The organism is Brevibacterium salitolerans, assembly GCF_039531405.1.
Classification (GTDB): Bacteria; Actinomycetota; Actinomycetes; order Actinomycetales; family Brevibacteriaceae; genus Brevibacterium; species Brevibacterium salitolerans.
Genome location: NZ_BAAAPZ010000019.1, coordinates 223483 through 245730 on the forward strand (window position 1 = coordinate 223483; position 22248 = coordinate 245730).

General features: G+C 71.8%; 16 protein-coding genes and 1 tRNA gene. 6 read left to right on the forward strand and 11 right to left on the reverse strand.

The window, feature by feature from the left end; all coding sequences use genetic code 11:
- From ABD240_RS16540 to gcvH, 3 genes are all read right to left on the reverse strand, one after another.
- Positions 1 to 187: bifunctional nuclease family protein (locus tag ABD240_RS16540; protein WP_344338648.1), on the reverse strand; the 187-nt coding region annotated here is incomplete at its 3' end.
- 11 nt (positions 188 to 198) lie between these two features.
- The gene (locus ABD240_RS17150) at positions 199 to 1044 is read right to left on the reverse strand and encodes an FHA domain-containing protein (RefSeq protein WP_425547060.1); all 846 of its coding nucleotides are present in this window, start codon (positions 1042 to 1044) and stop codon (positions 199 to 201) included.
- Positions 1044 to 1448, reverse strand: coding sequence for a glycine cleavage system protein GcvH (gene gcvH, locus ABD240_RS16550; RefSeq protein ID WP_344338650.1), 405 nt, complete (start codon positions 1446 to 1448; stop codon positions 1044 to 1046). Before gcvH ends, ABD240_RS17150 begins: the two co-directional genes overlap by 1 nt.
- Positions 1449 to 1814: 366 nt before the next feature.
- Between gcvH and ABD240_RS16555 the strand changes: the two genes are divergently transcribed.
- The 3 genes from ABD240_RS16555 (at position 1815) to ABD240_RS16565 (ending at position 5682) form a co-directional block, all read left to right on the forward strand.
- Positions 1815 to 1888: transfer RNA gene (locus ABD240_RS16555), tRNA-Pro, on the forward strand.
- A 131-nt stretch (positions 1889 to 2019) separates the two neighbouring features.
- Positions 2020 to 3543 carry an FMN-binding glutamate synthase family protein gene (locus ABD240_RS16560; protein ID WP_344338652.1) on the forward strand — a complete coding sequence of 508 codons (1524 nt, stop codon included), beginning with the start codon at positions 2020 to 2022 and terminating at the stop codon, positions 3541 to 3543.
- 168 nt (positions 3544 to 3711) lie between these two features.
- Positions 3712 to 5682 carry a penicillin-binding transpeptidase domain-containing protein gene (locus tag ABD240_RS16565; protein WP_344338654.1) on the forward strand — a complete coding sequence of 657 codons (1971 nt, stop codon included), beginning with the start codon at positions 3712 to 3714 and terminating at the stop codon, positions 5680 to 5682.
- Between the two features lie 13 nt (positions 5683 to 5695).
- Here the strand turns inward: ABD240_RS16565 and ABD240_RS16570 are convergent, their stop codons facing one another.
- The 4 genes from ABD240_RS16570 to ABD240_RS16585 all read right to left on the reverse strand — a co-directional run bounded on the left by ABD240_RS16570 (position 5696) and on the right by ABD240_RS16585 (position 11088).
- Entirely contained in the window at positions 5696 to 7468 is a 1773-nt protein-coding gene (locus ABD240_RS16570) for an ABC transporter ATP-binding protein (RefSeq protein ID WP_344338656.1), read from the reverse strand.
- Positions 7465 to 9372 carry an ATP-binding cassette domain-containing protein gene (locus ABD240_RS16575; protein ID WP_344338659.1) on the reverse strand — a complete coding sequence of 636 codons (1908 nt, stop codon included), beginning with the start codon at positions 9370 to 9372 and terminating at the stop codon, positions 7465 to 7467. The genes ABD240_RS16570 and ABD240_RS16575 overlap by 4 nt, the downstream gene beginning before the upstream one ends.
- Positions 9373 to 9599: 227 nt before the next feature.
- A complete protein-coding gene (locus ABD240_RS16580; RefSeq protein WP_344338661.1) occupies positions 9600 to 10469 on the reverse strand; it encodes a thioesterase family protein in 870 nt (289 codons plus the stop codon).
- 130 nt (positions 10470 to 10599) lie between these two features.
- Positions 10600 to 11088, reverse strand: a complete 489-nt coding sequence (locus tag ABD240_RS16585; protein WP_344338663.1) for a GNAT family N-acetyltransferase — start codon at positions 11086 to 11088, stop codon at positions 10600 to 10602.
- Between the two features lie 237 nt (positions 11089 to 11325).
- On the opposite strand from ABD240_RS16585, the gene ABD240_RS16590 reads away from it, so the two are divergent.
- Positions 11326 to 14634: a hypothetical protein gene (locus tag ABD240_RS16590; protein ID WP_344338665.1), complete on the forward strand. Its 3309-nt coding sequence runs from the start codon at positions 11326 to 11328 to the stop codon at positions 14632 to 14634.
- Here the strand turns inward: ABD240_RS16590 and ABD240_RS16595 are convergent, their stop codons facing one another.
- Positions 14635 to 15027 (reverse strand): VOC family protein, encoded by a 393-nt coding sequence (locus ABD240_RS16595; protein WP_344338667.1) that lies wholly within the window; start codon positions 15025 to 15027, stop codon positions 14635 to 14637.
- Positions 15028 to 15139: 112 nt separating this feature from the next.
- Between ABD240_RS16595 and ABD240_RS16600 the strand changes: the two genes are divergently transcribed.
- Both ABD240_RS16600 and ABD240_RS16605 read left to right on the forward strand, forming a co-directional pair.
- Positions 15140 to 15541, forward strand: a complete 402-nt coding sequence (locus ABD240_RS16600; protein ID WP_344338669.1) for a helix-turn-helix transcriptional regulator — start codon at positions 15140 to 15142, stop codon at positions 15539 to 15541.
- Complete coding sequence (locus ABD240_RS16605) at positions 15441 to 16094, forward strand: WYL domain-containing protein (RefSeq protein WP_344338671.1); 654 nt, start codon at positions 15441 to 15443, stop codon at positions 16092 to 16094. Before ABD240_RS16600 ends, ABD240_RS16605 begins: the two co-directional genes overlap by 101 nt.
- Here the strand turns inward: ABD240_RS16605 and ABD240_RS16610 are convergent.
- The 3 genes from ABD240_RS16610 to ABD240_RS16620 all read right to left on the reverse strand — a co-directional run bounded on the left by ABD240_RS16610 (position 16091) and on the right by ABD240_RS16620 (position 22248).
- Positions 16091 to 17461 carry an MATE family efflux transporter gene (locus ABD240_RS16610; RefSeq protein ID WP_344338673.1) on the reverse strand — a complete coding sequence of 457 codons (1371 nt, stop codon included), beginning with the start codon at positions 17459 to 17461 and terminating at the stop codon, positions 16091 to 16093. The two genes, ABD240_RS16605 and ABD240_RS16610, sit on opposite strands and share 4 nt — an antisense overlap.
- 81 nt (positions 17462 to 17542) lie before the next feature.
- Positions 17543 to 18814 carry a type 2 periplasmic-binding domain-containing protein gene (locus tag ABD240_RS16615; protein WP_344338675.1) on the reverse strand — a complete coding sequence of 424 codons (1272 nt, stop codon included), beginning with the start codon at positions 18812 to 18814 and terminating at the stop codon, positions 17543 to 17545.
- 41 nt (positions 18815 to 18855) lie between these two features.
- Complete coding sequence (locus ABD240_RS16620) at positions 18856 to 22248, reverse strand: acetyl-CoA carboxylase family protein (protein WP_344338678.1); 3393 nt, start codon at positions 22246 to 22248, stop codon at positions 18856 to 18858.

Here is a 22248-nt window from a genome sequence, read left to right on the forward strand (position 1 = left end):
CGAGCTGGTGGGTGAGGGGCCGCGGCGAGACGAGCATCTTCTTCGCCATCGTGATGGAGGCGGCCTCCTGCGAACCGATCCAGATGGGCAGGTACCGGGGACGGTCCAGGGCCTTGAGGACCAGAATCGGCTGATTCGCAGGCAGCTCGATCCTGATCCCCACGACCTCGGCTTCGATCTCAGCCATGGCAGTCCGGCTCAGCTGGTGCGGGGACGCTGCTGGAAGATCATGCGGAACTTGCCGATCTGCACGTCCGCACCGTTCTGCAGCTCGATCGAGTCGATGAGCTGCCGGCCCACGTAGGTCCCGTTGAGTGAGCCGGTGTCGCGCAGGGTGAAGCCGCTGGGCGTGCGGACGAACTCCGCATGCTTCCGCGAGACCGTCACGTCGTCGAGGAAGATGTCCGCGTTGGGACTGCGGCCCACCGTGACGACGTCCGTGTCGAGGAGGATCTGGGCACCGGCGTCAGGACCGGAGACCACCACGAGGAGCGCGTCGGTGGCGTCGAGGCCGGAGAGGTCCGGCACGGGGTGGATCTCACCGGTGTGCGGGTCGAGGATCCCGGAGAACTGCGGCTGCGACCCCTGCGGCTGCGCGTCCGGCTGGGGCCACTGGCCCTGCTGCTCGTACGGCTGCTGTGCCTGCTGCTGCCCCTGGGGCTGCTGGTACGGCTGTTCGGGCTGGGAACCGGTGGGGGCGCCCCACTGCTGACCGGGCTCTCCGCCCCACTGCTGCGGAGGCGTGCCGCCCTGGGACTGTGCGGAGAACTGCGGTCCGGAGCCGAATCCGCCGGGAGCACCCTGCGGCTGGCCCGGCCAGACGTTCTGGGGCCGGCCCTGCCCCTGCGGATCCGCGTAGCCCGGCTGCTGACCCTGCTCCTGCCACTGCTGGCCCTGCTGCGACTGCCCTTGCTGCGACTGCCCTTGCCAGGGCTGCTGCTCCGGACTCTGCGGCGTGCCGAACGGGAAGACGTGCGGCGTCGCGGAGGTCGGTGAACCCTGGCCCTGCTGCTCGCCGGGGAACCCGCCGTTCTGCTGAGACATCAGGCTCCTTCACTCTCTGCGGCCGCCCGATAGGCGGGTGCATCCATGAGCGCGTCGACCTCAGCGGGATCGCTGAGGCGCACGTCGTAGATCCAGCCGTCGCCGTAGGGCGAGGAATTGATGGATTCGGGTGCGTCCTCGAGGGACTCGTTGACGGCGACGACCTCGCCGGAGACGGGTGCGATGAGATCGGAGACGCTCTTGGTGCTCTCCACCTCACCGCAGGACTCGCCGGCGGTGACGGAGTCACCGAGCTCAGGAGCATCGACATAGACGACATCACCCAACGAGTCCTGCGCGAAGTCAGTGACCCCTACACGGACGACGGAATCGTCATCCGTGCGGGCGACCCACTCGTGCTCCGCCGAATAGCGCAGACCATCAGGGAAATTGAGATCTGTCATGTCAGCTCCTAGTCCTCGCAATCATGTCCACAGCATAACCGGTTCAGTGTCCCAGGTCGCACTTCACATCGCCACTCCTGACGGCGGTGTCGCCTTCCCGCTCCCGCCGCGCGGGTCCGGGCCCTGCGCGCGCACCTCCTCGTCCGTGTCCCGCGGCACCGCCCGCCCCGGTCCCCGGCCCCCGCCTCTCACGTGCGCGGCAGATCACATTTCCCGGCAGGGGCTCTCACCAGTGATTTCACCCCGCTGCGGGCCGCGCTTCCCGCACGGATACTGGGCACTCCACGGCAGCGCATTCCTGCCGAGGCGGATTTGCCACCCCCTCCCGGCTCCTATAGAGTTCTTCTCGGTTCACAGCGAACCGGACGGGCTATGGCGCAGCTTGGTAGCGCGCCTGACTGGGGGTCAGGAGGTCGTGGGTTCGAATCCCGCTAGCCCGACCGCGTGAAGTCCCGCTTCATCGATCGGATCGATGAGGCGGGACTTCTTCGTCTCCGTCCTCGGGCATAGTCTTCCCGGAGAGCGCCGCACGGGAGCGGCACACGCATCCGAGTGCGAGGGAGGCAGAGCGATGCCGGCACATCTGTGGAAGATCGCGACGGGAGCGGGAGCAGCCGCACTCGCGGCGGTGACCGCCTACGACCTCACGCAGCGGCGGCACTCGATCCTGCGGAGCTACCCGGTCCTCGGGCACATGCGCTATCTCCTCGAGGAGGTGCGCCCGGAGCTCCAGCAGTACTTCATCGAGCGCAACTGGGACGGCCGCCCTTTCGACCGCGACACCCGCACGGTCATCTACGAGCGCACCAAGGGGATCCACGGCGAGCAGGCCTTCGGCACGGAGCGCGATGTCGAGGAGCCCGGATACGAATGGCTCGTGCAGACCATCGCCCCGGTCCCCGCACCGGCCGCACCTCCCCGCGTGGTGGTGGGCGGCCCCGACTGCCGCCGGCCGTACTCGATGTCACTGCTCAACGTCTCCGCCATGAGCTTCGGGGCGCTCTCCGCCAATGCGATCCGCGCGCTCAACCGGGGAGCCGCGGCGGGCGGCTTCGCGCATGACACCGGTGAGGGCGGGCTCTCCGAGCACCACCGCGAGAACGGCGGTGATCTCATCTGGGAGCTCGGCACCGGCTACTTCGGTGCACGCACCGAGACGGGCGAATTCGACCCGGAGCGCTTCGCCCGGCGAGCGGCGGATCCGCAGGTGAAGTGCGTCTCGCTGAAGCTCAGCCAGGGTGCCAAGCCCGGGATCGGCGGAGTGCTGCCCGCCCCCAAGGTCACGGCGGAGATCGCACGGGTGCGCGGTGTGCCCGTGGGCGAGAAGTGCGTGAGCCCTCCCGCCCACAGCGCCTTCTCCACGCCGGCGGGGCTCATCCGCTTCGTCGCCCGCCTGCGTGAGCTCTCCGGCGGCAAGCCGGTGGGGATCAAGCTCTGCGTGGGCTCCCGGGTCGAGGTCCTCTCCCTCTGCAAGGCGATGCGCGCCGTCGGCACGGCACCGGACTTCATCATCGTGGACGGGTCCGAGGGCGGTACGGGAGCCGCACCCCTCGAGTTCGAGGACACCGTGGGGATGCCGCTCACGGAGGGACTCATGCTCGTGGACAGCGCCCTGCGCGGGGCCGGGCTGCGCGAGGCGGTGAAGGTGGGCGCCGCCGGCAAGGTCGCGGTGGGCAGCGACATCGTCAAGCGCCTCATCCAGGGCGCGGACTTCACCCTCTCGGCACGGGCGATGATGATGGCCGTCGGCTGCATCCAGGCGCAGAAGTGCCACACGGACAGGTGCCCGGCGGGCGTGGCGACGCAGGACCCGCGACGGGCGCGCTCCCTCGACGTCGCGGACAAGAGCGAACGCGTGCAGCGGTACCAGCGCTCGACCGTCGCGGAGGCCGTCCGCCTCATGGCCTCGATGGGTGTGTCCGACCCCGCCCGGCTCACACCGGAGATGCTGCGCCGGAACACGGGCCCGCACCGCAGCTCCTCCTACGGCGAGCTCTACGGACGGCTGGCCCCGGGACAGCTCCTCACCGACCCACCCGCGGACTGGGCGCACGACTGGGCACGCGCCTCGGCCGAGGGGTTCCCGCAGCCCTGATCCGGATCCCGGGGGCATGCGCCGATGCGCGGGCGCTTCCCGACCGATACCGTAGTACCGCCAGCACGGACACACACAGACCCGCTCTGCCGCAGTCGCACCCGGGCCGCAGCTCCGCGCCGGCCCACGGCCCGCACCGGGGCCGTTCCCGTCCCAGGAGTGCTCCCCATGAACCGGATCCGCAGTCTCACCGCCCGCACCTGGATGCTGATCGCCGCATGTGCGGTCGTCTTCGCGCTCGTCGTCACGGCCGTCCTCGTCCTGCCGCTGGGCGATTCCGCGGAGGAGGCGGCGGAACGGGCGCTGCCGGCACTGCAGCAGACCTCCCCGGAGGACGGCGCCGCAGGCGGGGAGGGACCGCTGGCCGCCGCCGGCTGGATCGTGCCCGAGGCCGACGCTCCCGGGACCGGTCCGGACGAGGAGTACGCTCGGATCGCCTCGGGCATGGGCGGTCTCGACTCGACCGGCCCGTTCGGCCCGCCCGCGGTGTCCTTGGGCGGGGTGACGGAGCACTCCGGCGGCGCCGAGGCCACGCTGCACTGGATCTGGCCGCACGGGGACCGGGCCTGGGAGCACACCTCCGTCCTCCGCCTCGAGAAGCGGGACGGGGAGTGGGCTCCCGTCATGGAGCCCCGCGCCGTGCACGCGGACCTGCAGGCCGGTGAGTCCCTCGGCACACAGGTCGACCGCCCGGAGCGCGGCCGCATCCTCGGTGCCGGCGACGAGGTCCTCGCAGGTCCCCAGCCGGTGGTCGTGGTGGGCGTCGAGCCGCGACGGGCCGAGGACGTCGAGGAGCTCAGCGACGCGCTCGAGGAGCACCTGGACATCGACGGCGATGCGCTCGCCGACCGGATCGAGGCGGCGGCCGACGACGCCTTCGTCGAGGTCATCACGCTCCGGCGGGACGACTACGACGAGGTGAGCGACGACATCCGGCTGCTGCCCGGCACCGTCTTCCGTGAGGAGGAGCAGCCGCTGGGCCGGTCGCGCACCTTCGCCGCCGCGACGCTGGGCAGCGCCGGACCGGCCACGGCGGAGGACATCGAGAACTCCGAGGGGCGGCACACCGCCGGCGACGTGGTGGGCCGCAGCGGTCTCAACCGCGCGTTCGACGGGGAGCTCGGCGGCCTCCGCACCGTCGTGGTCAACCGGGTCGACGCGGAGGACGGCAAGCACGAGCTCGGCACCGTCGAGGGCGAGGAGGGCAGCGACGTCGCCACCACCCTGGACGTCGACGTGCAGGAGGCGGCCGATGCCGCGACGGCGGACGGGGACAAGCCGGCGGCTCTCGTGGCGCTGCGCCCCAGCGACGGCCACGTCCTCGCCTCGTCCAGCTCCGACCCCGAGGGCGGCGCCTTCGACCGCGCGCTCGCGGGCAGGTACCCGCCCGGCTCGATCTTCAAGGTCGCGAGCGGCCTCGCCCTGCTGCGCGCGGGCGTCACCCCGGAGGACGTGCTCGCCTGTCCGGAGACCACGGACGTGGAGGGCAAGGTCTTCACGAACGCGGAGGACTTCGGCCTCGGGGAGTCCACCTTCGCCGAGGACTTCGTGCAGTCGTGCAACACCGCCTTCGTGGACGCCGCGGCGCGGGCGGACGGCGAGGCGCTCGCCTCCGCGGCGGCGGACCTGGGGATGGGCCTCGCGAACGGGATCGGCACGGATGCCTTCGGCTCCGCGGTGCCCGTCGAGGACGATCCCGTCACCCACGCCGCGATGATGATCGGCCAGGGCACTGCCGAGGCCAGCCCGCTGGGAGCCGCCGTCATGGCCGCCAGTGTGGCGCAGGGCGAGACCGTCGAGCCCGTGCTGGTGCCCGAGGCCGTGGAGAGCGCGGAGGAAGGCGGATCCGGCCCGGGTACGGGCGAGCTCGAGCCCGGGCACGTCGAGGCGCTCCAGGAGCTCATGGCGGAGACCGTCACCGACGGCACCGCCTCGGCGCTGCGCGATGTGCCCGGTCCGGCCGTGCACGGCAAGACCGGCACCGCGGAGTACGGCGGCGAGACCCCGCCGCGCACCCATTCCTGGTTCGTGGGGTACCAGGGCGACCTGGCCTTCGCGGTGCTCGTGGAGGACGGCGGATTCGGCGCCGAGGCCGCCGTGCCGATGGCCGAGGACTTCCTCCGCGCGCTCCACGACTGAGCCCGCCGCTCCCCTAGGCCGGTGCCGTGCGCGCCAGCAGCCGGGCGAAGGCGCCGCCCCGGCTCCTCAGCTCGGCGGCCGTGCCCGTCTCCACGAGACGACCGGCGTCGATCACCGCGACCCGCGCGGACGGCTCCACGAGGTCGACCCGATGGGTGATCTCCACCGTCGTCGCACCGGGACGGAGGCGGTGCAGCTGCTCCCGCACATGTGCGGCGGTGTCCGCGTCCAGCTGGCTCAGCGCCTCGTCGAGCACCAGCACCTCCGGCTGCGCCAGCAGCGCACGTGCGAGTGCCAGCCGCTGGAGCTGGCCGCCGGAGACCTGGCTGCGGCCTGCGGCGAGCACGGTTGCCAGGCCGTCCGGCAGCTCCGCGGCCCACTCCTCGAGGCCCACTGCGGCGAGAACGGTCTGCACCTGTGCCGGGTCCGCGTGCGGGGCGGCGAGACGGAGATTGGCGTCGACGGTGTCCGCCAGCAGCGTGGGCCGCTGGTCGACGATCGCCACACGGGAGCGCAGCTGTTCCAGCGGCAGGCCGGAGACGTCCTCGCCGCCCAGCAGGACGGCGCCGGTCTCCGGATCCCAGTCCCGCAGGAGGAGGGAGGCGAGGGTGGACTTCCCGCTGCCGGAGACGCCCGCCACATAGGACCACTCGCCGCCGGGCAGCACGAGGTCCACATCGTGGAGCACCTCCCGCGGGCCGTGGCGGAAGGTCACGCCCCGGAACTCGACGGTGGGCGCAGCGGGGCGGGCAGCGGGAGGTCCCGTGCGTGCGGGCAGGGCCGCGCCTGCGGCATCCACGACCGCGGGAGGCGCCTCCACGATGCGGCGCAGCCGCTGCGCGCTCGCGAGTGCGGAGTCGAGGCCCGCCGCGAAGCCGTCGACCCCGCTCACCGGTCCGCGCAGGCCCACCGCCGCCGCGAGCGTGAGGACGACGGCCTCGGCCTCGGCACCATTCGCCACCCCGGTCACGAGCACGGTCAGCACCGCCGCCGTCTGCACGAGTTCGAGCAGACCCGCGCGGACGCCCTCGATCCGGCCGGAGTGGGACCGCGCACGCGTGAGCGCCCTCCCGGCGGAGTCGAGGCCGGCCAGACGCGCCTCCTCCGCGCCCGTGTGCAGCACCTCGCGCACCCCCGCCACGTCGTCGCCCACGTGTGCGGCCACCTGGCCGCGCCCCTCGGCGACGGAGTCCGCGGCGGTCCAGACGGTGCGGGCGGAGAGCAGCGGGAGGAGGAGCGCCAGGACCACGAAGGGCACGAGCAGCCAGGCCAGTGCTGCGTCCGCCGCCGTGCCCAGCCAGAGGAGCACCACGGCGGGCACCACGAGGGCGGAGACCGCGGGCGGGAAGGTGTGGGCGAAGAACACCTCGATGCGGTCGATGTCCCGCGTGGCCGTCTCCGTGAGCACGGCCCCGGCACGTCCCTTCGTCGCGGCAGGGGCCTGCGGGATGAGCCGGGCGAAGAAGAGCTCGCGCAGCCGCTGGAGCGAGGTGAACGCCACCCAGTGGCCCGCGTAGTGCTCCGCGTAGCGCAGACCGGCCTTGGCCAACGCCATGACGACGAGGACCGCCGCGAGGCGGAGAGCGTGCGACTGTGCGCTCGCGGCGGCGGCGAGGAGCGCCGAGGCCGTGACCACCAGCAGCCCCACCCCGAGCAGCTGGGAGACGATGCGGGCGAGCGCGGAGAGGACGAGCGGAGCGAGGAGGGTCCGCGTCTGCGAGACCAGCCACCGCATGGTGCTCCGCCGGCTGGCCCCCTGGGTTGAGTCCGGCCCGACGGCCTTCATGGTGTCGTCTCCTGTGTCTGCGCTGCTGTGTGACCTGTCCGGTCCTGGGCTCCGGACGACAGGGCCTGGGCTCCGGAGGACTGGTCCTGCTGGGCTCCGACCGTGACGACGCGGTCGGCGGCGAGTATCGCACCGGGGCGGTGGGCGATCATGAGGACGGTGCGGTCCTCGCTGAGCGAGTCGAGCGCGTCCAGGATGGCGGCCTCGGCACCCAGATCCACCTGGCTGGTGGGTTCGTCCAGGAGGAGGATGGGCGCATCCGTGAGCCACGCCCGCGCGATCGCGAGCCGCTGCGCCTGGCCGCCGGAGAGCAGCGCGCCCTGCTCCCCCACCGGCGTGTCGAGCCCCTGGGACATGGCCTCGACGTCAGCGCGGAGCCCTGCCCGTCCGAGTGCGTCCCAGAGCAGGGAGTCCGGCGGCTCTGCACGTCCGTCCGCGAGGCCCCGCCGGGCGGCCGGGCGAAGGTTGTCACGGATGCTGCCCATGAAGAGGAAGGCACGCTGCTCCACGACGGCCATCCGCCGCCGGGCCCGGGCCAGCGCCTCGGCCGAGGCTGTCTCGCCCAGAGCGATGCCGTCCACCTCGACGCGCCCGCTGCGGGGAGTGAGGTGCCCCTCCAGCACGGCGGCCGCCGTGGACTTCCCCGCCCCGCTGGGGCCCACGAGAGCCACACGCTCTCCGCGGCGGACCGCGAGCGAGAAGTCCGTGAGGACGTCGGGCCCGCCCGGCCAGCCTGCCGTCACGTGCTCGAGCAGGAGGACGGGCGCCTGCGATGTCTCCTCTGCCCAGGCGTCCCGTGCGGTGCCTGCGTGATTCGGACTGCCAACCGGATCCGCGTCATCCGAATCTGTGTCATCCGGAGCTGTGCCGGCTGGACCGGCATCGTCCGGACCTGCGCCGGCTGGACCAGAACCGGCCGCTGAGCCGGAGCCGCCTGCGGCAGAATCGGCCGCGGCGAGCAGGCCGCCGATCTGCGACTGGCTCGCCCGGCCGGCGATGCCGATGTAGAAGAACTGGCCCACCACGTCCACGGGGCCGATCACCAGCGTGGACATGAGCAGGACGGCCACGGCCTGGCCCAGGTCCATGTCACCGGAGGCCACCCGCAGCACGGAGAGCACAGCGGCCGCGACCACGACGGTGAGGGAGAACGCGGCGTCGACGACGAGGATGAGCAGCTGGTTGACCGCGAGCATCCGCATGAGGGAGGACCGGTGCTCCTCTCCCCTGCGGGCGAGCTTCTCCGCCTCACGGTCCGCGGCGCGGGAGTGGACGAGGGTCTCGAGCGCCTGGACGGCGTCGAGGAAGGCCGCCGTGAGCCGGGCCTGCGACCTCCGGTAGCGCCCACCCACCGGCCGCACGAGCCGTTGGAACCCGCCGATCAGCAGCGGCACCAGGAGGATGAGGAGGGCGAGGACGCCCGCGATGACGGGGTCCACGGTGAGCGCCATGAGCGCAAGGACGAGGAGCGGGGTCGTGAGCGAGGCGGTGATGGGTCCGAGGAACGCCGCGCGGTACTGCGCGGCCTTCTCCACCGCAGCGCTCGCCGTCGAGAGGAGCCGCCCCGCCTGGGCAGACGCATGAACCGCGCCGCCGCGGAACACGGCGGACACCACCTGGACCCGCAGGCGGCGTTCCGTCTCCGAGGCCGCCCATTGCGTGAACCAGGCACTCACGCCTGTGCTCACTGCTGCGAGGATGCCTGCGACGACGGCGAGCGTCCACCAGCCGGGGCTCGGAGCGACCGGCTGCAGGGCTCCGCTCGCGGTACCGCTGCCGGAGGCTGCCGTCGCGGCGGACAGCAGGCGGCCCACCAGCAGGAACACCACCGCGGCCGAGACCGCCGCGAGCCAGCCGAGGCCGGCCGAGACGCCGAGCACCCACCGGGGCGTGGAGTCGCGCACGCGGGGATCGAGCGGCGCGGACGCACCCGGGTGCGTCCCTGGGCGGCTTCCGGGATGACCACCGGGGCGGCTGCCCGGGTGGGTTCCGGGATGACGGCCCGCGAGGGGCCCGGAGCGCCCCATGCCGCTCGCGGGGCGGCCGCTGACCGGGCCGCCGTGAGTGGTCCGACGCCCCTCCTTCTCCCCCGCGCTCACGTCCTCCCCTGTGTTCACGTCCTCCTCTGCGCTCACTTCGTCTTGAAGTAGACCAGCTGGGTGGTGGTGGCGAGGAGGTCGCCGGACTCTCCCCAGACGTGCGCCACCTGGTCGAAGAGTCCGTTGTGCAGCCGCGAGGCCCGGGCACGGCCGAGCAGCTGCCGGCCCTGGCCGGCGAGCTCCTGCGGATCCGTGTGGAAGTACACGGTGAAGCTGATCGTCCCGGCCGGAGACGGCTGCCCGGTGCGGAGGAAGATGCGCGGGAAGAAGACGTCGGCAGCGGCGGCGAGCGCAGGATAGTCCCACTCCCGCTCCTGCACCGGACGGAACCAGACGAGGCTCTCGGAGTCCGGAGACGGCGACGGCGCATGCGGGTCGGCCTCGGGCGCGCCCTTCACGAAGCGGAACTCGTAGTTCTCCAGCCACGGGAGGCTGAGGCGACCGGAGACGGAGTGCTCCTCCGGGGAACCCGCCTCGGCCGGGAGCACCGCCTCGGTGTCGGAGAACGTCTCACGGTCCGAGGCGAACAGCGCAGTGCCGGTGAGGACGACGCCCGATTCCTGCTCGACGCGGATCACCCAGTGCTGATTGGAGCGGTTGGTGCGGACGGGCTCCACGGTGATGCGCATCTCCCCGTCCGCGATGGCGGTCGTGAAGTTGAGGGTGAGCGCAGCAGGCCGTCCCTGCGCGCGCGGGTCCGAGGTCAGTGCGGCGAGCGCCTGCGCGGCAGTCGCTCCGCCGAACGGACCCACCATGTTCGCCCAGGCGGGGTGCGTGTGCGCGAGGACGGTGCGCGGAGCCGTGGCTGCGTCCGAGGCGCCGGTGGGCGCGGTGACCACACCGGCAGTTCCGTCAGCCGGCGGGGCGGTGAGCACGATCAGCTCGTCGAATGGGTGAGCCATGGATCCTCCGAATCAACAGGGTGAGCAGGTGAGCAGTCGTGGGGCGGCAGAGCTGCGTGCCTCCCGGCCGGGGCGCTCCCGACCGCACCGGACCGGAGTCCGGCCGGCAGGCTCGCGGCTGGCCTCGGCATCACAGGCTGCGCAGAAGCACGTCCGCGTCCTCGTGCCTGCCGGCGATGGTGAAGCCGTTCTCTGCGAAGAAGGAGCCGGCGGTGTTCTGCTCGCTCACCGCCAGGCTCACACTCCCCTTCCCGGACAGACGCAGCAGATCGAACGTCGCCCGCAGCAGGTGGGTGCCCACGCCGCCGCCCTGGGCCTGCGGGGCCACGGCGATGAGGAGCTCCGGAATCGTGTCGCCGGCCCACCCGCTGCCGCGCCAGTCCTCGGTGGGCAGCCGGACCCATGCCGCGCCGACGCGCTCGCCCTCGTCATCCACCGCGAAGACGCCCATGTCCCCCGCACGCCCCCAGCCCTCGACGTAGCCGGCGAGAACCTCGTCCGCGAGGATCTCCTCCTCGGTGAGCGGACGGCGGTCGATCGACCAGTTGACTGCCTGCGCGAGGAAGGGCAGGAGGTCGGCCTCCGCCGCGCTCTCAGACGGTATGGGAAGAAGCTTCATGCCACCATTCTGTCCGACTCGCCCCGCCCGCGCATCACGGCACCCTCCTCACTCGTAATCGAACCGTCATTCGATTTCCCTTGACTCCTTCTGGATCGAGCATAGAATCGAACCAATAGGTCCGTTCAGATCATTCGAAGCCGCTTCACGCATCTCAGAGATTTCCTCCCGCGCTCTTCGAACCGCATCACAGGCCCCGCGTCCCCGCACCAGCCCCTCAGAGAGGAGGAGCTCCTGATGAACGTCACCGTCGCATCGCCTCCGGCACAGTTCCAGCCCTCCTCCGTCGCAGAGCGGTCACATCCCACGAGCCTTGCCGAGGTCCGGGAGCTGGTGAACGCGTCTTCGGACTCCTCGGCCGTCACAGCGTCGCTCCGGGCCGTGGCGGATGCGCTCAGCACCGAGACCGCCGCGGCCGCCGAGCCGCTCCTGTGCGCTGCCCACGATTCCGCTGCACCGGACCCGGGCACACTTCTGAAAGCGCTCGCCGTCAGCGCACGCGCGGCTGATCAGCTCCAGGCGCGTCAGCTGCGTGAGCGCGCACGGTTCGCACTTGCACAGATCCTCGAGGACGGCGAGGAGGAGATCGGGCTGCTGTTCGAATCTTCTCCGGGGGCGCCTGCGCCCGCTGACGTGTCGTCCCTCGAACCTGGTGCCGACCCGGCGTCCGCACCCTGCGTCCCGGCCACCGTGCCGGTTCTTCCAGGCACCCACGACGGCTCCCTCCGAGCCTTCTTCTCCGCGCTTCTGCCACGCCAGGACGCCATGACTCTCTCCGCTGTCCACAACTCCACGCAGGTGCGCGAACGCGGCGCGGCGGCGGAAGCCGTCCTCGTCCTGCTCGGCCTGCCCGAACTCCTGCACACGGTGGAGAACGGGGATCTCCCGTTCAACCGCATCGAGAGGCTGCTGCCCAAGACGCGGCTGATGTCTCTCGCACAGCTGCACCTTCTCGACGTGTTCCTCACGGACCTCGACCGGAAGCTGGATCTGGGGCGCTATCTCCGCGCGGCGCAGAAGTTCATCACCGCGCTGGAAGGCACCTCGCTCACGCCCGCACAGGTGCGCCGCGAACGCCGGGTGGTCCTGGAACGCCACGACGACGGCAGCGGCTCACTGACGATGCACGGTCCGCTCGTGATCCTCGAGGCGCTGTACCAGCGGACCCGGGGCATGGCGCGCGCGATCCTGCGCAGCCAGATCGGCGCCCTCGCACTGGAACTCGAGGACGGCGGCTCAGCGCGCTCTGCAGATGCCCGCTCTGCAGATGCCAACGAAGCAGGGACGAACGAAGCAGGGGCGCTGGAATACGCAGACTCCGCCCCCGCCGGCGGGCTCGGGGGAGCTCCTGCCTGCAGGCTCGGATCTGCTCCTGGCTGCAGGCTCGGGTTCGCCCCGGTGACGGCGCAGGTGGTGGACGAGCGGCAGTTCGGCCAGATGATGTTCGACCTCCTCGCCGATTCCCGTCCGGAGACCGTCACCAGCGTCATCGAAGCAGGTGACGGGGATGGATCACGCGCTCCCCGCACAGAAGTCCCTCTCCGCCCGGGCACAGGAGCAGGAAGCTCGGAGAGGAGTGGGCCTCCGTCAGGTACAGGCGCTCCGTCCGACCGAGATCCTCTGGGTGGTTCCGACCAGATGCGTCGGCATCAGGTGCGCGTCCTGTGTCCCACCGACGGTGAGTGGCTCCGCCGGCAGGCCACCGTGAGTGTCACGGTTCCCGCCACGGCTCTGCTCCGGGCGGACGACCGCCCCGGCGAACTCGCCGGTGCCGCTCCGCTTCCGGCGGAGTTCGCCCGCCAGGTTGCGGCGCATTCCCGTGACTGGCACCGCATCCTCACCGATCCGGCGACCGGCACCGTCCTCGACGAGCCCGCACGCACCTACGCACCCACCCGTGCGACGCGGACGGTCGTCAACACCAAATGGCAGACCTGCACTGCGCCCGGGTGCACCGCTCCGGCGCAGAATGCGGAGTTCGAACACGGCATCCCGTTCGACCACGTGCGCCCGGAGAGGGGCGGACCCACGCACCCCTCGAACGGACACCCGATGTGCCGGCGGTGCCATGCGCTCAAGACGGCCGGCATCATCAGAATGGAGAGAACGGGCGCGAATGAGATCCTCTGGTCGCTGCCGCTCGGCGTCACCGTCACCACCGTCGCACCGCCCATCGACGCGGGTGCGGTCCTCTCGCGCAGCATCGCAGAGATCGCAGAGACGGGCTCGGCCGGAGATTCGACACCCGTGCCGCCGGACATCGCACTCCCCCGCTGCATCACCACTCCGCAGGCCGCTGCCCGCCTCGCGGCGGATGTGTTCGCTCGCCTGGAGGCGGAGGAACGACAGATCCAGAGTCTGCGGCAGGCAGGAAGTGCGCTGTCGCTGCGCGATTCCCTCCGCCTCGCTGAGGACCGCAGGCAGTTCCGGACCAGGGAGAGCCGGCTGGGACTCCACCTCAGAGAGCTGCAGATCGAACGGGCGCACCTTGAAGCGGCGAAGCGCGCGCATGGCGAGCGTCTCTCCGTTCTCGAGGCACGGGAGCTGGCCAACGAGGAGCTGACCTGGAAGATCGCGGAGAGGGACGAAGCCCTGCGTGCGCGGGAGAAGCGCGTGGCCCGGACGGAACGGGAGTGGTGGGCCCGCACACGGGAAGAGCATCTGCGCAGGCTCACCCTGGCGAGACAGCGTGAAGCTGCGAACGAGGAAGCCGCGCGCCGTGCTCACATCGAGTTCGCGCAGCTTCTCGAACGGCCCGGCGTCTGCAGACACACAGATCTGGAGGCAGCGCTCGCACAGATGCGCAGCGGGGTGGACAGTCTCCCTGCAACGGTGGAGGAGTGCCCGGACTGCGAAGCCGAGTACGCCGCGTTCCTCATCGAGATCCGCGCTCTCAACAGCCAGGAAGTCGAGGACCTGGTCTGGGAGGAGGAACTCAGGAGTCGCGCCGAACGGGCACGCGAGCGCGAACGAGCGCAGGAGCGTGAACGCGAGAGGATCCGGGAGATCCGGGTCAGGGACGTGAAGGCCCAGGCCGAGGCCGCAGAAAAGCGTTCCTACATCCGCGAATCCCAGCGCCTGGGCCGGGAACGCGCCAGGCTCGAGCACGCGGAGACGCTCCCCGCCGTCTGCACCGCGGACTGCTGCACAGCCGCCCGGTCCCAGGTGAGGCCCGGCGAGAAGGACAAGACCACAGGCCGGACGGGCACCACGACCGATACGGGCAACGGCACGGGCGACAGCACGGTCGCTGTATCCGCCGCTTCGCCGGCCACAGCGTCGGCCACCGAGGGCACGGCGGTAGACGAGACAGGAGGCAAGACGGCGAGCGGGACAGAGGGCGAAGCAGCGGGTTCCGCCCCGCGCTCTCGGAGGGACAGGCTCAGGGCCGCAGTGGACCAGGTGATGAGCGGCTGCGCCCGGGGCCCGCAGACAGCACCCGGGGGTGCAGGCTCGTCCGCTGCAGGCAGCCGCACCACCGCCCCAGCCAGGTGGGGCTATGGCGGCAGCATCGGCTTCTGCAGCGAGGACCCGCCTCCGTTCTGATCAGTCCACCGGGGCGACCCGGATGAGATTCCCGTCGGGATCCGCGACGACGAAGGTACGACCGAAGACCTCGTCGTGCGGCTCCTCCACGACGGTGATGCCCTTCGACTGCCACTTCGTGAAGATCTGGTCGATCGCGGCGGGCGGCCCGGGCACCATCAGACCGACCTCGCTCATCCGCGGGACGCCCGCAATTGCACCGGCGCTGCGATCGTCGCGAGGCGCTCGCTCATTGTGGCCGGTCCACACTGCGAAGAGAACACCGGGGGCCACCTCGAACGCGATGTAGCGGGGACTGACGAAGCTCGGCTCCATCTCGAAAAGGTCGCTGTAGAAGGCCGGAGCGGCGTGGGCATCCTGGACGTAGACCAGGAACAGATTGGGCGCGGGCATGAAGTCCTCCTCGGGCTGCAGATCACTCAATGCCGAGAGGTTCTCGGCACCGCCTCAGTCCACCACCCGAACGCGACAGGTGCTGTCACCTTTTCTGCGAGGATTGGCCGCTATGAGGGCTTCGAGGCTGCTGCTGCTCCTGCAGACGCGACCACGCATCACCACCGCCGAGCTCGCGGCGCGTCTGGAGGTGTCCCGGCGGACCGTTCTCCGCGACGTCGAGGCGCTCTCCGCAGCGGGCGTGCCGGTCTACGCCGAACGCGGCCGGAACGGTGGGATCGTCCTGCTCCCCGGCGCCCGGCTCAACGCCTCCCACCTGGAGCCTCCGGAACTGGAGGCTCTGTCCGTCACCGGCCTGGACAGCGAGCAGCTCGAACGACTGGGCCTCGGCACCGCGCACAGGAAGGACCGCCGTGCGCAAGATCGCCGCCCGTCAGGCCGCGGCACCCGGCGTCTCGGATCTGGCCCGGCTGGCAGACCTGGTCATCATCGACAGCACTGCGTGGCTCACTGAGCCGAGAGCAGGGGTGGAGGTCGCCGATCTCGCCTCGACGCTGCGCCGCCGGCGGCGGCTCCGCATCCTGTACAGGCGCAGCGCCGAGGAGACCGCCTCCCCGCAGGTGGTGGATCCGTACGGACTCGTGGGGAAGTCAGGCCGCTGGTACCTCGTCGCCGATGGTCACGGCGCCGGCCGCCTGTTCGCTCTCGAACGCCTCACCGCATACGAAGCGCTGGAGGAGCCCGCCGCTCTGCGGCCGGAGCAGACCCTTCAGACGACATGGTCCGAGCTGAAGCAGCGCACGGAATCACCGGGGAGCACGGAGGTGTCCGTCCGGCTCAGAAGCAGCCGTCTCGACCTCGCCCGGCGCATCCTGGGCGGTCGCATCCGCGAGGCGTCCGGCACCGAGGACGAATGGTGCGCACTCGTCATCCGCTACCCCGACGTCGAGTCGGTGCGTCAGCTCCTCCAGTTCGGGGACCACATCGAAGTCCTCGCCCCGGAGACCGCCCGTGCGCGTATGCACCAGCTCGCAGCAGCCCTCGCCGAGAACCACCGACCGCGCTAGCTCAGCCCGCGGGCGAGCGCCCGGTCCACCCAGCGGCGGCCTCGGGCGCGGACCCCCAGCGTCAGCCCGCGCGCGCCCATGAAGGCGATGACGAACGTCGCCCAGATGCCCAGCGCACGCGGGTCCTCACCGTGCAGGAACCGCTCCGACACCCCCGCCAGGACGCCGTCGAGAAGCCCCGCGTCCGCCACCGCCCACAGCACCAGGGCGAAGAAGGCGAACGATGCCGTCTGTGCGAGCGCGAGGTAGCGTGCGTCCTCCGCACCCATGAGCACACCGTCGAGGACGAAGACGTATCCGGCCAGCGGCAGGCTGATCGCGAGGACCACGAGCAGTGCCGCCGTGAGATCGCGCACCTGGTCGTCCTGCGTGAACGCGTAGGGGATCAGTCCCGCACCCAGAGTGAGCAGGAGACCGCAGACCGCACCGAAGCAGATCCCCCAGCCGGTGAGCCTGCGGTTGACGGCCACGACGCCCTCCACATCGCGGGCGCCGAGCCGCAGCGCGATGAGCGCCTGTCCGGCGATGGCGAGCGCGTCGAGCGCCAGCGCGAGCGCGAAGAACAGCGACTGCACGACCTGCACGGCCGCCAGCTGTGCGGTGCCCAGCCCCGTCGCCGTGAAGACGAGGAGGATGAGCGCGGCCCGCAGCGCCGCGCTCCGGAGCAGCAGCCACACCGAGGTCTTCGCCGAGGACCACACTCCCTGCCAGTGCGGCAGCAGGGAGGCACCGTGCCGGGCAGCGGCTCGGAAGGCGATCACGAGATACACGGCTGCCATCCCGGCCTGGGCGATCACGGAACCCAGCGCGGAGCCGGCGACTCCCATGCCGAACCCGTAGATGAGAAGCGCGTTGAGCACGATGTTCGCACCGAACCCCAGCCCTGCCACGACCAGCGGCGTCTTCGTGTCCTGCAGTCCCCGCAGCAGGCCGGTGGCGGCGATGACCAGCAGCATGAACGGCAGCCCCCACCAGGAGATCGTGAGGTAGCTCAGCGCCTCCCCCGTGACCTCGGGCGACGGCCCGAACGCGCGGACCACGGGGCCCAGGAGGGGAAGGCCTGCGGCGAGCAGGAGCGCCGAGGTGACGACGGACAGCCACATGCCGTCGAAGCCCGCGGACACCGCCCCACGCACGTCACCGGCCCCCACTCTCCGCGCCACCCGGGGCGTCGTCGCATAAGCGAGGAAGATCATGAGGCCCACGACGGTCTGGAGCACCGTCGTGGCGATCGCGAGACCGCCGAGGCTGTCGGCCCCGAGGTGTCCCACCATCGCGGTGTCCGCGAGGAGGAAGGCCGGCTCCGCGATGAGCGCACCCAGCGCGGGCACGGCGAGACGGAGGATGTCGCGATCGAGGGGTTTCACCTGCGCGAGTCTAGCCAGCCTCCCCCTCCCGCCTGCACGCCGGGGAGGCTCACGCAGGCCTGCGCTCAGGACGGCCGGCGCTCAGGACGGCCGGTGCTCCAGCATCAGCTCGTCGAAGACCGCATCCGCATACGGCTGGAGCGCCTCCGGATCACCGTCGTGCCATTCCGGGAAGGAGACGAAGTCCCCCTCATCCGCATAGCCGAGCTGCTCCACCTTGCCGCGCCACTTCTCCAGGGCGGCCTCGATCCGCGCGGTGGCCTCGGCGTCGACCGCACCGGCCTCCACCTCGTCGGCCACGATCCCCTCCGTGGCCTCGAGGAGGACCGCGCCGGCCTCCGCGTCCATCTCACGGATGGAGCCCCCGGCCTCCTCCAGCGCCGCCATGAGCCGGCTGGTCCCCTCGAGGTCCGCGCGCCGCGAGTTCTTGAAGGCGTCGCCCATCTGGTCGTAGATCAGCTGCTGTGCGGCGAGCGGGAGCTGCCGGTAGCCGGCCCCGCCCACGAACGCGCCCGCGCCACGGCCGAAACCGGCCTCCGTCGAGTACGCGAGGTGCGGTGCGACCTCGGCCAGACCGGTCATCGTCGCCGCGAGCGTGGTGGTGAGCGCGCAGTTCACCGTGTTGCGCTGCAGCGCCTCGAAGGTCTCCGTGTACTCGAGCGAGGTGCCCATGGCTCCCAGCGCCTCCGTCTGCTCCAACGACGAGCGGGAGCCGATCGAGACGACGCTGCCGTTCCAGTCGTCCAGCGTCTCCTTGGGCTCGGTGCACATCGACACGACTGAACTCGTCGCGTTGAACGGGATGAGCGGAGTCACGCCGCGTTCCTCGTACTGGTCGAAGAGCCCGTCCGTCCCGTAGGCGACCTCCAGCATCGCGGCGTTCACCGTGAGCTCCTCCACGAGCGGGGAGGTGCCCGCGAGCCCGGTGCCGGCGGCCAGCGCGGAGAACGCCGGGTAGTCGTCCGGCTGGTAGATGGGGATCATGTAGGCGAGGTCGATGCGGCCGTCGCCCAGCGCGGCATCGACCTCCGTGTACGGCGCGATGGTGGGTCCGTACGCGATGTCGATCGTGATCTTCCCGCCGCTGAGCTCCTCCACACTCTCCTTGAGCCCTGCCGACCGGTAGGCCGCCACGTCCTCGGCCGAGGACGCCGTGCTCTGCAGCGTGAGCGTCACGGGGTCCATGTCCTCCAGTGCCGCGGCGTACTCCTCGGCCGTCGCGCCGGGAGCCACGCCCTCGCCCGCGTCACCGCCGCCGGCTCCCCCGCTGCCCGCGGAACCGGCGCAACCGGCCAGCAGACTGCACGCGGCGCCCATCGCCGCCGCACCCCACCAATGTCTCTTCAGCGACATCGTCGTCACCCTTCGTCTCTCATGCGGCCACTCGGCTCACCTCACAGCAGCGTGCGTATCCAGTCCCGGGTGAGCGCGGGATCGATGACGTCGTCGAGGTCGAACTGCATCGCCGCCATGAGCGCCTTGCCCTGCTCGTAGGACGCGGCGATGAGCTCCTCCTCCCGCCGCTGACGTTCCGCCGGGTCCTCGATCGCGGCGAGCTCCTTCGCGTAGCCCAGGCGCACAGCACCCTCCAGGCCCATGGGTCCGATCTCCCCGCTGGGCCAGGCCACCGTGAACTGCGTGGAGGCGAACCCGCCGGCCGCCATCGCCATCGCACCCAGGCCGTAGCCCTTGCGCACGACCACGGCGCCCACCGGCACGCTCAGCCCCGCCCCGGCCACGAACAGGTCGCCGAACGCACGCACACCGGGCTCATGCTCGGCCTCGGGCCCCACCATGAAGCCCGGCGTGTCGATGAACGACGCCACCGGAAGCCCATGGCTCTGCGCCAGGCGCAGATGCTGCGTCATGGTCCGCGCCGCGTCCACGTCGATGGCGCCGCCGAGGTGGTGGTTGTCATTGGCGATGATCGCGAGCGGCACCCCGTCGAGCCGGGCGAAACCGGTGACGGCACCGCGTCCGTACTGCGCACGCACCTCGGTGAACGAACCGGGGTCGAAGACCGCGGAGACGGCCTCGCGCATGGAGAACGCACGCAGCCTGTCCGCCGGGACCACCGTCCGCACACGTTCCGCCTGCGCCTCCAGCGCCTCCTGTCCTGGCTGCTCAGTCTGGCCTGCCTGCTCCTCGGCACCAGCACCGCTCCGCCGGTTCCCGGTGAGTACCGACAGTGCCTCCCTCACGTGCTCCACAGCCGCCGCCTCATCCTCAGCGAGGATGTCGATGACGCCGTTGTCCAGGTGCACCTGCGCCGGGCCGATGTCCTCGGGGCGGTGGCGTCCCAGGCCTCCGCCCTCGATCATCGCCGGCCCGCCCATGCCCAGGTTGACCTCCGGCGTGGCGATGATGAGGTCGCACACGCCCGCCAGTGCCGCGTTGCCCGCGAAGGTGCGGCCGGAGACGACGCTGATGAGCGGAACCTTCCCGCGCAGCCGCGCCAGCGAGGCGAACGTGGGCACCTGCAGCCCGGCGGACGGTCCCTTGTCCGTGTCTCCGGGGCGCCCACCCCCGCCCTCCGCGAAAAGCACGAGGGGCACCTGCCGCTGCTCGGCCACCTGGATGAGCCGGTCCGTCTTGGCGTGGTTGCGCGTGCCCTGGGTGCCGGCCAGCACGGTGTAGTCGTAGCTGATGACCACCACCTCGCGCCCCTCCACCCGGGCGGTGCCGCCCAGGAGGCCGTCGCCCGAGGTCCGGTCGATGAGGTCCTGCAGGCTCCGCCTGCGGGTCTGCGCGGCGATGGCCAGAGGCCCGTACTCCACGAAGCTACCCGGATCCACGAGGTCCGCGATGTTCTCCCGTGCGGTCCTCCGGCCCCGCGCGTGGACCTTCGCCACGGCGTCCTCACGCGCCTCATCCAGCACTGCTGCATGACGGGCCTGCACCTCGGCCACACCCGGATGCGGCTCCGCCGCACGCGCGGCCTCCGCGTCCCCGGCGGCGGTGCCGGTGAGCACGGCCACCGGCGCACCGGCCGTCACGTAGTCGCCCACGGCCACGAGGTGCCGCACAGCCGCAGCCGCCGGCCCCGTCACGGGATGGTGCATCTTCATCGCCTCGAGCAGCACGTACTCGGAGGCCTTCTCCCCCACTCCCACGACGGTCCCGGACAGGGGCGCGGCGAGGAGCTCCTCGCCGGGCTCGAGCTGCGGGGCTGCGACCTGCCCGGCGGCCGCGGGGCGGTGCGCCGCGCCTGCCCCGCCCTGACCGGCCCTGCCCTGACCGGCGCTGTCCTGGTCGGCACGGTCCTGGTCGGCGCTGTCTTGGTCGGCACGGTCCTCGATCTCCCGGGCCCGGTCCGCGATCTCCGCGGCGCGGGCATCGTAGGCCGAGGTCGCCTCGTGCCCGGGTTCCAGCAGCGCGTCCACGGCGAGCAGCAGACCGAGGTTGGTCTCCACTCCGTGCACGCGGGTCTCCCGCAGCGCCTGCACCCCTGCGCGGCGGGCGGCGGCGAGAGACGGAGCGTGGACGATCACCTTGCCCAGCAGGGAGTCGAAGCTGCCGCTGACCGTGCTGCCCGTCTGCGCCCAGGTGTCCACACGCACCCCCGGCCCGGTGGGCCACGTGAGCGCGTCGATCGTGCCCGCGCTGGGGGCGGGATCACCGGTGTCCAGCACCGTCTCCGCGCTCACGCGGAACTGGATCGCAGTGCCGCGGGCAGCTGGTCCCGTCTGCCCGGCGAACTGCGTCCGCCCGAGGAACTCCTGCAGCCCCTCCGGCATTCGCCCGGCCGCCACCGCGAGCTGGCAGGCCACGAGATCCAGCCCGGTCACCTCCTCCGTGACGGTGTGCTCGACCTGGATCCGCGGGTTCACCTCGAGGAGCATGTGGGTGGCCGCGTCCTCCGTGCCGCCGGGCCCCTCCGCCGCGCCGCCGAGGTCCTGCACGAGGAACTCCACCGTCGCCAGGGACCGGTGGTCCGCGGACTCCACGAGCCTGGCGGCATCCGCATGGAGGCGGGCGCGCAGCTCCGCATCGAGGCCGGGAGCCGGAGCGATCTCCACGAGCTTCTGCCGGCGCCGCTGGAGCGAGCAGTCCCGGTCCCCCAGCACCACCGCTCCCTCCGGCGTGCCGAGCACCTGCACCTCGATGTGCCGTGCCCCGGTCACCAGCGCCTCCGCGAAGATGCGGTCGTCACCGAACCCGGCGGCGGCCTCGGCCGCACAGGCGGTCAGGGCGTCTGCGAGCGCAGCCGGATCCCGCACGATCCGGATCCCCCGGCCCCCACCGCCGGCCAGCGCCTTCACCGCGATCCCGTCCGGGTGCGCGGCGAGCAGCGCCGCGGCCTCCGCCACGGCCGCACCCGCGTCCGCGCCGCCGTCCGCGCCTTCAGCCTCCGGCCGGAGCAGGCCCGTGGCGGGCGGCACCGGGACGCCCAGCCGCTCGGCCCGGGTGCGCGTGGCACTCTTGTCGCCGAACAGCTCGAGGGCGGCGGCGTCCGGCCCCACCCAGGTGAGACCGGCCTCCGCGCACGCAGCCGCCAGCACCGGCGACTCCGCGAGGAAGCCGTAGCCCGGGTGGACCCACTCCGCGCCGGATCCCCGCGCCGCCGCGAGGATCGCCTCGACGTCAAGGTAGGCGCTCGCGCCCCTGCCCGGCAGCGTCACGACCTCATCCGCGAGCTGGACGTGGAGGCCTGCGGCAGCTCCGAGCGCCTCCTCGTCCGCGGAGCGCACCGCGACGGTGCGCATCCCCGCGGTCCGGGCCGTGCGGATGATCCGCACCGCGATCTCACCGCGATTCGCGACGAGCAGCGTGGGTGTCTCTTCCAT